Genomic DNA, 8,376 nt, shown 5'->3' on the forward strand with positions numbered 1-8,376 from the left:
CCGGAACGCAGTGGTCAACGAAACGGTACATGAACATGCGGCCACTGTTTCAGGCCGAGGAAACCCAAACCGAAGCCGCTGTCGCTTGAAAAAATGTGCGAAAGATTCTGGACACTACCGTGGGAAGATCGCGAAACGAGTCCTTCTCCCGTTGCGATGCAATGGGAGAAGGTGGCCAAAGGCCGGATGAGGGCTTTTTCGGCGTGGCAGGGTGCAGGGAACCGCTGAACGTGGCGCGCCTGCCGCAGAGGCCTACGCTCCGGTCGCCACCGGATTATCCGGGTTGCCGCCCCATTCGGTCCAGGAGCCGTCATAGAGGGCGTGGTTGCGCGCGCCTGCCAGCGTGAGGCCCAATGTGAGGATGGCGGCGGTGATGCCTGAGCCGCAGGAGGTGATGACGGGCTTCGCGAGGTCGATGCCCGCGGCCTTGAAGACGTCCGCGATCCCTGTCGGGGACTTGAGCGTGCCGTCGGGGTTGAGGAGGCTTGCATAGTGGACGTTTCTGGCCCCCGGCATGTGGCCGGCGCGCACGCCCGGGCGGGGCTCCGCCTCCTCGCCGCGGAAGCGCGTGGCGGAGCGGGCATCGGCCACCTGTGCCGCGCCGGATTTCAGCGCGGCGGCGACCTCCCCCATATCCTTCACCATGGAACCCCTGACGCGGGCGGTGAAGTGACGCTCCTGGCGGGGAAGGGCGGGGCCATCTTCCGTGGCGCGGGCCTCGGCCAGCCATTTCCTGAGCCCGCCGTCCAGCACCGCCACATCTTCGTGGCCAAAGACCTTGAACATCCACCAGGCGCGGGCGGCCGAGAACAGGCCCGCCGTGTCATAGGCGATGACGCGCTTGCCGTCGCCGATGCCCATTTTGCGCATGCGGGATGAGAATTTTTCCGCGCTGGGCAGCATGTGGGGAAGGCTCGAGGCCGTGTCCGACAGCTCGTCGATGTCGAAGAACTGGGCGCCGGGGATGTGGGCTTCAGCAAATTCCTTCCTCGCGTCGCGGTTCGCGGCGGGAAGGTGCCAGGAGGCGTCGATGATGGCGATGTCGGGCGAGCCGAGGCGATCCGCCAGCCATTGGGTGGAGACGATGTCGTCGCTCATTGGAACACCACCCTGATGCGCCGGTTGATCTTGCCCTTGTTCTCGATCTTGGCCACTGCGACCGGGCCGATGGCGGCGGTGGAGGCGAGATGCGTGCCGCCGCAGGGCTGGAGGTCCACCTTGCCGTCCTCCCCGATCATCACGAGGCGGACGGACCCCGTGCCCACCGGCGGCTTCACCGACATGGTGCGGATCAGGTGCTGGTTCGCCGCCATCTCCTCATCCGTGATCCAGCGGAAGGAGACGGGATGGTCTTCCGTGACGAGGCGGTTGAGGGTGGCGGTGAGTTCGGCCTTGTCGGGAATCCGTCCTTCGGGAATGTCAAAGTCGATGCGGCCGCCATCCTCGCCGATGGCGCCGCCGGTGACGGGGAAGGGCACGGAGGCGCAAAGCAGGTGCATGAGGGTGTGGGCGCGCATGTTGCGGTGGCGGTTGGGCCAGTCGAGCGCGAGCCTGACCTGCGAACCGATGCCGGGGAGCGCTGAGCCTTCGGCGGGAACGTGCACGACATCCTTCGCCCCGTCATAGACAGTGGTGGCGATGGCCACAGCGCCGCCGTCCCACGTCAGCGTGCCCTTGTCGCCCGGCTGGCCGCCGGCGGTGGCGTAGAAGACCGTGCGGTCCAGCAGGATGCCGCCCTTGTCGTTAATACCGGTGACGGTGGCCTCGCAGTGCCTCAGACAGGCGTCGTCACGGAACAGCAGGACCGCGGTCAAGCCGGGACCTCTTCGGTGACATTGGGGACGTCCGGCGCCTTTTCGAGCCAGGCCGGCACGGGCAGGTTCTTCCCGCGCAGGAAGGCGGGGTTGAAGAGCCTGGACGCATAGCGCGTGCCATAATCGCAGAGGATGGTCACGATGGTGTGGCCGGGACCCAGCTTCTTCGCCATGCGGATCGCACCCGCCACGTTGACGCCGGTCGAGCCGCCCATGCACAGGCCCTCGTGCTCAAGGAGGTCGAAGGCGATGGGGATCGCCTCGGAGTCCGGGATCTGGAAGGCGTCATCGATAATGGCCCCCTCGAGGTTCGCGGTGATGCGGCCCTGGCCGATGCCCTCGGTGATGGAGGAGCCCTCGGCCTTCAGCTCCCCGTGCTTGTAATAATTGTAAAGGGCCGCACCCATCGGATCGGCCAGCGCGATCTTGATATTGGGGTTGAAGGACTTGAGGCCCATCGAAACGCCCGCCAGCGTGCCGCCGGAACCGACGGCGGCCACAAAGGCATCGACCTTGCCGTCCGTCTGATGCCAGATTTCGGGCGCGGTACCTTCGATATGGGCCATGCGGTTTGCGGTATTGTCGAACTGGTTGGCCCAGACGGCGCCTATCGCCTTCGCGAGGCGGCCCGAATATTTCACAAAGTTGTTGGGGTTCTTGTAGGGAACGGCCGGCACCTCGACGAGCTCGGCGCCCAATTGGCGGAGCGCATCCTTCTTTTCCTGTGCCTGGGTGTCGGGGATGACGATCACCGAGCGGAAACCCATGGCGTTGGCCACCACCGTGAGGCCGATGCCCGTGTTGCCCGCCGTGCCCTCGACGATGGCGCCGCCGGGCTTGAGCTCGCCCCGCGCGATGGCGTCGCGGATGATGAACAGGGCGGCGCGGTCCTTGACCGACTGGCCGGGATTCATGAACTCCGCCTTGCCCAGAATGGCGCAGCCGGTGAGCTCGGAAGCCTTGCGGAGCCTGATCAGCGGCGTGTTGCCGATGGCGGCGATGATGTCTTGCTTGATATCCATGGGGACAGTGATGCCCCAGCGGGCGGGTTCCGTCAAATCCGGAGCATGGAATCCGGGGGGCGCAGGCACTCCAAAGTGAACAAGGACGCCCGGTCTTCCGGCGCCCTTGCTGTGTCGGTCAGCTCCGCTCAGTAGCAGGGCGGGTAGGGGTAGTAGCCGCAGGCGGGAGGGGGGTAGTAGCCATAAGGATGGGCAATGGCCGCGCCCACGGCAGCACCGGCCACCGCGCCGGCCGCGATACCAGCTGCAACCGGAGCGCCATACCAGGCATGGTAGCCGTATCCGCCATGCCAGCCGCCGCCCGCGGCAAAGCCGCGCGGACCGGCCGCGAACCAATCGATGAAGACCGCCGCCGGACCCTTCAGGCCCTTGAGGTCGCCTTCGAGAACATCGACATCGAAGGTCAGCGTGGCGCCGTCGAGCTTCGGATTCTTGAGGACGACGACGGCGTCGGTCACGCCGTCCGTCTCGCCGCCGAGAACCGAGACGGTGGCGTTCGGCGGGTCTTTGGCGAAGCTGTCCTTGCCGTCGCCCCAGCGGGCGATGAACATTTCGGTCGTCTCGTGGCCGGCGGCGCGCACCGGGCGGTCGGCGAAGATGATGACGTTCCCGGTGACGCCGGTGAGGGTGAGTTTGTTGCCCTCGAGTGTCGCGCCGGCGGAGTTGATGACGCCGAGCGATGGCACCGGGGCCTGAGCCTGCGGCTGGCCAATGGTCTTCTGCAGCGGGATATGCGGATTGGCGGGTTCGGCAGCGCCAGCGGCCGGGGCCGCGAGCGCCAGTGCCGCCACCATGGCGGCGGCGCGGGTAAGGACCTTGAGGTTCATTCCGTGATCTCCTTCGAGCCTTCTGTTGTGCCGGAGCCATGCACAACCGGAGAAGACGACCGAGTGCACAGGCGGCGGAACGATTGATACCGAAAACCTCTCCCTCCCGCCAGCCGATTGCGGCCAAATTGCGCGAACGGGCGTGAGGCTTGTCGCGGAGCCCGCTTCACCCGGCGGCCCGGCAATTGGGCAAACAGCGACGGCCATCGCTCCGCTAAATCCCGCGGCAACCCACCGGGAAATGTCAGGGCCGTTCAATATGCAAGGACGGTCGAAGACGTCGTCCGGGGCGCGAATGCCGGTTTTCGAAGAATTGGCTCCCCGACCTGGACTCGAACCAGGGACCATTCGATTAACAGTCGAATGCTCTACCAACTGAGCTATCGGGGAATAAGCCGCTCCATAGCAGACGGGTTCGGCGGGGAAAAGCACTTTCTGCGAGGGCGGGAAGGCTCACCGCCGCGGCGGAAAAGCGCTGGGATCAGGGCGCAAGCGCCGCCCGGATTCCCGCCGCAATGGCGCCGTCCTCCACCGTCACCAGGTGCGGGTGGTGGCGGGCGAGGCCCTCGACCAGCGCGGTGTCCAGCGGCTCGCAGAAGCGGGCGTTGGCCACGCTCTCCTCGATCCCCAGTTGCGAGAGCGACAGGGCTTCCGCAAGCGCGGCTTCGAGCCTGGCGGCCAGCGACAGAATGGCGGCGTCGGTTCGCTCGCGCCTTTATGCGAGGAATTTATGAGGATAGGCCCGATGGCTTACATCCCAGATCAGCTTGTCGCGCGGCGTGTGAAAAACATAGTGCTGCGCCACGGTGAGTTCGACGACACCAAGCCCCCGCCGAAATGGCCGCCCGTCTCGGCCGCCGCGCGGGTTTTGCCTGTCCTGTTCCATATGTAAAATGTGGAGGCCTCGCCCGGAATCGAACCGGGGTGCAAGGATTTGCAGTCCTCTGCGTAACCACTCCGCCACGAGGCCTTGTTTTATTTCAATTACTTACACGTTGAGCGTCGGTAGTATATGACATGCAGCGCGGGCGCTGACAAGGGCCAATGTCCGGTGCCTGCGGGGCCGGGGCGGGTGCGGCGGCAATCGTTGTTGTCGTTGATAACCCGGTATTGTGAAGGCCGGCCCGGGGCATTTTCGCGGCACCGGGTGGACTCAGCGGGCGTCCTTCGCTACAAAAAGATTAATGATCCGTAAATGCCCGAGACTTCAGGAAAAGAATGACCGACTTCACTGCTGCCCGTCTCAACATGGTCGAATCGCAGGTCCGCCCCAACGGCATCACCGACCGGCGCATCATTGCGGCCATTGAAGCGATCCCGCGTGAGAATTTCGTGCCGGAGAGCCGCCGGGCGCTGGCCTATATGGACGAGGATGTGCCGCTCGACCACCACGACAAGGCCCATGGCCCGCGCGCGCTGATCGAAATCATGGCCTTTGCGCGCATGCTGCAGCATGCCGCCATCAGGCCCTCCGACAAGCTGCTGATCGTCGGGGCCGGGACGGGCTATGGCGCGGCCGTGGCGGCGCAGCTTGCCGCAACCGTTGTGGCGCTCGAGAGCGATGCCGGGCTTGCCCATCACGCGCGCGGCAATCTGAGGGGGCTCGCCAATGTGAAACTGGTCGAGGGTCCGCTGGCCGGCGGTGTGGCGGCGGAGCAGCCTTTCGACGTGATCCTGCTTGAGGGCCGCGCCGAGGAGGCGCCGCAGTCATTGATCGATCAACTGGCCGATGGCGGGCGGCTTGTCGGCGTGGTGGGCGAGCGCGAGACGTCGCAGGCCTGCATCTATTCGCGCTCGGGCGGGGCCATTGCGGTGCGCCAGGTGTTCGACGCCTCGGTGACGGCGCTGCCGGGGCTGAAGAGGAAGAAGCCTGCCTTCGTTTTTTGAGGCGTGGAACGGCATGCGCTGAGGATGTCCGGCCCGGCGGGTCCGGGGTTGTGTAGGGGAGTGGTGGATCGATGACACGGAACTGGATGCGGGCCTTCCTCTCAGGGGTGGCGATTTCCGCCGCGACCGTGACGCTGAGCGTGTCCGCATCGGCCGATACGCTGTTCGGCGCGATGGAGAAGGCCTACGTCACAAACCCCACGCTCAACGCCGCGCGCGCCGGCCAGCGCGCCACCGACGAGTTGGTGCCGCAGGCGCTGTCCGGATGGCGGCCCACGGTGGGGGTGAGCGCCGAGATCAACCGGACCTATTCCTCGCAGCCCGTGGGCGTCGACCTCAACGGCGACATCGTCCGCGACAATGGCGATGCCACGAACAGCAGCGTTGCCATTCAGCTCGCCCAGCCGCTGTTCCGCGGCTTCGGCACGGTGAACAGCACCAAGGCCGCGGAAGCCCGCGTCGATGCCGGCAAGCAGAACCTGCTGCAGACCGAGCAGCAGGTGCTTTTCGATGTGGTGCAGGCCTATATGGACGTCTATGCGGGCCGCCAGTTCGTGGTTCTCCGCCAGCAGGACGTGGCGGCGCTGCAGGCGCAGGTGAAGGCGGCACGGGACCGTTTCGCGGTGGGCGAAATCACCCGGACCGACGTGGCGCAGGCGCAGGCCCGCCTTGCCGAAGCGCAGAGCTTTCTTGTCAATTCGCAGACCGACCTCGCCCGCGCCGTGGCCACCTATCTGCAGGTGGTGGGGCAAGAGCCCGACAAGTTGAACTATCCCAAGGTCGTGAACGTTCCAAACTCGCTCAAAACAGCTCTCGATACCGCCGGCCAGATCAATCCGCAGGTCCTGGCGCAGGCCTTTGTCGAGTCGGCGCGCAACAGCGACATCAAGGTCGCGTTCTCGAGCCTGCTGCCCAGCGCCGATCTCGTGGCATCCGCGGCTCGCGTCGATCCCGATCTTTCCACGCCCAATCAGCATACGCGCCAGGCCGTTGTCGGCGCTCAGCTCTCGATCCCCCTCTACGAATCCGGCATCGTCTATTCGCAGGTGCGCCAGGCCAAGCAGCTGGCGAGCCAGAGCCGCATTCAGGTGATCGAGGTGGCGCGGGCCGTCAGGCAGGCCGTGGCATCGTCGTGGAACGCTTATGTGGGGCTGGCCCAGATCATCAAGAACACCCGCACCCAGGTCTCTGCCGCCCAGCTGGCGCTGCAGGGCGTGCAGGCGGAATATCAGGCGGGCACCCGCACCACGCTGGACGTGCTCGACGCGCAGCGCGACCTTGTGCAGGCGCAGGTTCTGCAGGTGACGGCGGAACGGAACCGGGTGGTGAGCGGTTACCAGCTGCTGGCCGCCATCGGCCACCTCACAGCGAAGGAAGTTGGCCTCAAGGTTCCGGTCTATGACCCTGACGCCAATTACAAGCGCGTGCGCAACAAATGGATTGGCACCGACGTCAAAACGGTCGAATAGGCCGCCTTGGATATCGACAAGACCTTGCGGCTCGCGCTATTCTTTAACACGGGTTAAGGTTTGTAATCCGTTTCAGGGTGGACGACGTGACTGCAGAACCGCGAATGGAAGATCTCCTGGCCTCGATCCGCAAGGCCATCCACGAGGATATCGGGGATGATCAGGCGATCGGACGGCTGCGGTCGCCGCCCCCACCCACCGCGTCCGCGCCCCGGCCAGCCGATGAACTTGCCGCGGCAGCAAGCGAAATCCAGCAGCTGCGCGAGAGAATTTCCCGGGCGCGGACGGGCAAGCCACCGCTCCAGGGCGAGCCGGGTCAGCGCGCCGCCAGCCTGGCGGCTGCGCTGCAGAACGAAACGCCGCGCCGCAACTGGCGGGAGCTGGAGCCGCCGTCTCCGGCTCCGCGGCTGCGTGAGCTGGATCCGCCGGCGCCACGGCTGCGCGGCGCTGTTCTCGACAATGAGTCACCCAGGCTGCAACCGCGTCATGAGGTTCATGCCGTGGCGGTGCCGCGCCTGCCGGCCCGCAACGAGCCCCCCGTTATGCTCTCCGGCAACGCGGCCCAGGCCGTGCAGTCCACCTTCGGCAAGCTGGCCGATTCGGTCTTGACGCGGGGCGTCAATGAGCGATCAGTGGAGCAGATGACGCGGGAACTGCTGCGGGTGATGCTGAAGCAGTGGCTGGATGAGAACCTGCCCGCCATGGTGGAGCGCCTGGTGCGCGAGGAAATTGAGCGCGTGGCCCGCGCCGGCCGCTGAATTTCAGCATTTTGTCATGAAATTGACGTCGGGTTGTTTTTTCGATTGACTTCGAGCGGTGCTTCAATTAACGCTTCGTAATATACAACTATAGCGAGTTTGTGTTTATTTAATCGACTTCTGATTGAACTTCTCCTCGTTGAGAGTCGGAACCCATGACTGCAGCACAGGCTTTTCTGGACGAGCGGCGCGCCCACCCACGGCAGCGCGTTTTCAAACGGGTGAAGGCGGTCTTCAACTCGCGCGGTTCAGTGATCGATTGCGTAATGCGCGATATCTCGGCGGGCGGGGCGAGGTTATCCTGCCCCACGGCGGCGCAAATGCCGGACCAGTTCCAGTTGCTGTTCGTGGCGGAGCGCGAAATCCGCGATGTTCGAGTGGTCTGGCGCAGCCTCACCGAGTTCGGCGTCCAGTTCATGTCGCCGCCGCGCAGGGCCTTGCACTTGCTGGCTTAACGCCGCGACGGGTCAACAGCTTGAGCATGATCTTGTCGCAAAAGCGGTTCCACTTTTGCGGATCATGCGACGGGTCAACAGCTTGAGCATGATCTTGTCGCAAAAGCGGTTCCACTTTTGCGGATCATGCGACGGGTCAACAGC

Annotated in this window: 8 protein-coding genes, 2 tRNA genes and 2 pseudogenes; 4 read left to right on the forward strand and 8 right to left on the reverse strand. The window is 65.1% G+C overall.

The genetic code is table 11. From position 1 onward, the window contains the following. Positions 1 to 252: 252 nt before the first annotated feature. From sseA to IOC69_RS07875, 8 genes and pseudogenes are all read right to left on the reverse strand, one after another. Positions 253 to 1,098 carry a 3-mercaptopyruvate sulfurtransferase gene (gene sseA / locus IOC69_RS07840; protein ID WP_290542992.1) on the reverse strand — a complete coding sequence of 282 codons (846 nt, stop codon included), beginning with the start codon at positions 1,096 to 1,098 and terminating at the stop codon, positions 253 to 255. Further along, entirely contained in the window at positions 1,095 to 1,814 is a 720-nt protein-coding gene (locus IOC69_RS07845; protein WP_290542993.1) for an alanyl-tRNA editing protein, read from the reverse strand. The genes sseA and IOC69_RS07845 overlap by 4 nt, the downstream gene beginning before the upstream one ends. Continuing rightward, positions 1,811 to 2,836, reverse strand: coding sequence for a cysteine synthase A (locus IOC69_RS07850; protein WP_290542994.1), 1,026 nt, complete (start codon positions 2,834 to 2,836; stop codon positions 1,811 to 1,813). The genes IOC69_RS07845 and IOC69_RS07850 overlap by 4 nt, the downstream gene beginning before the upstream one ends. A gap of 128 nt (positions 2,837 to 2,964) precedes the next feature. Then, the gene (locus IOC69_RS07855; RefSeq protein WP_290542995.1) at positions 2,965 to 3,663 is read right to left on the reverse strand and encodes a hypothetical protein; all 699 of its coding nucleotides are present in this window, start codon (positions 3,661 to 3,663) and stop codon (positions 2,965 to 2,967) included. A 314-nt stretch (positions 3,664 to 3,977) separates the two neighbouring features. After that, positions 3,978 to 4,053, reverse strand: a tRNA-Asn gene (locus IOC69_RS07860). Between the two features lie 91 nt (positions 4,054 to 4,144). After that, positions 4,145 to 4,363 (reverse strand): annotated as a pseudogene (locus IOC69_RS07865) (transketolase C-terminal domain-containing protein); the annotation flags it as partial. A gap of 18 nt (positions 4,364 to 4,381) precedes the next feature. Further along, a pseudogene (locus IOC69_RS07870) lies at positions 4,382 to 4,492 on the reverse strand (1-deoxy-D-xylulose-5-phosphate synthase N-terminal domain-containing protein); the annotation flags it as partial. A gap of 67 nt (positions 4,493 to 4,559) precedes the next feature. Continuing rightward, positions 4,560 to 4,633: transfer RNA gene (locus IOC69_RS07875), tRNA-Cys, on the reverse strand. A 248-nt stretch (positions 4,634 to 4,881) separates the two neighbouring features. Here IOC69_RS07875 and IOC69_RS07880 point away from each other — a divergent pair. From IOC69_RS07880 to IOC69_RS07895, 4 genes are all read left to right on the forward strand, one after another. Continuing rightward, positions 4,882 to 5,550, forward strand: coding sequence for a protein-L-isoaspartate O-methyltransferase (locus IOC69_RS07880; RefSeq protein ID WP_290542996.1), 669 nt, complete (start codon positions 4,882 to 4,884; stop codon positions 5,548 to 5,550). 71 nt (positions 5,551 to 5,621) lie between these two features. Beyond that, positions 5,622 to 7,019 carry a TolC family outer membrane protein gene (locus IOC69_RS07885; RefSeq protein ID WP_290542997.1) on the forward strand — a complete coding sequence of 466 codons (1,398 nt, stop codon included), beginning with the start codon at positions 5,622 to 5,624 and terminating at the stop codon, positions 7,017 to 7,019. Positions 7,020 to 7,123: 104 nt separating this feature from the next. Next, a complete protein-coding gene (locus IOC69_RS07890; RefSeq protein WP_290542998.1) occupies positions 7,124 to 7,777 on the forward strand; it encodes a DUF2497 domain-containing protein in 654 nt (217 codons plus the stop codon). 155 nt (positions 7,778 to 7,932) lie between these two features. Next, the gene (locus IOC69_RS07895; RefSeq protein ID WP_290542999.1) at positions 7,933 to 8,232 is read left to right on the forward strand and encodes a PilZ domain-containing protein; all 300 of its coding nucleotides are present in this window, start codon (positions 7,933 to 7,935) and stop codon (positions 8,230 to 8,232) included. Positions 8,233 to 8,376: the final 144 nt, after the last annotated feature.

The sequence above is a fragment of the Aestuariivirga sp. genome (assembly GCF_020252405.1).
Classification (GTDB): domain Bacteria; phylum Pseudomonadota; class Alphaproteobacteria; order Rhizobiales; family Aestuariivirgaceae; genus Aestuariivirga.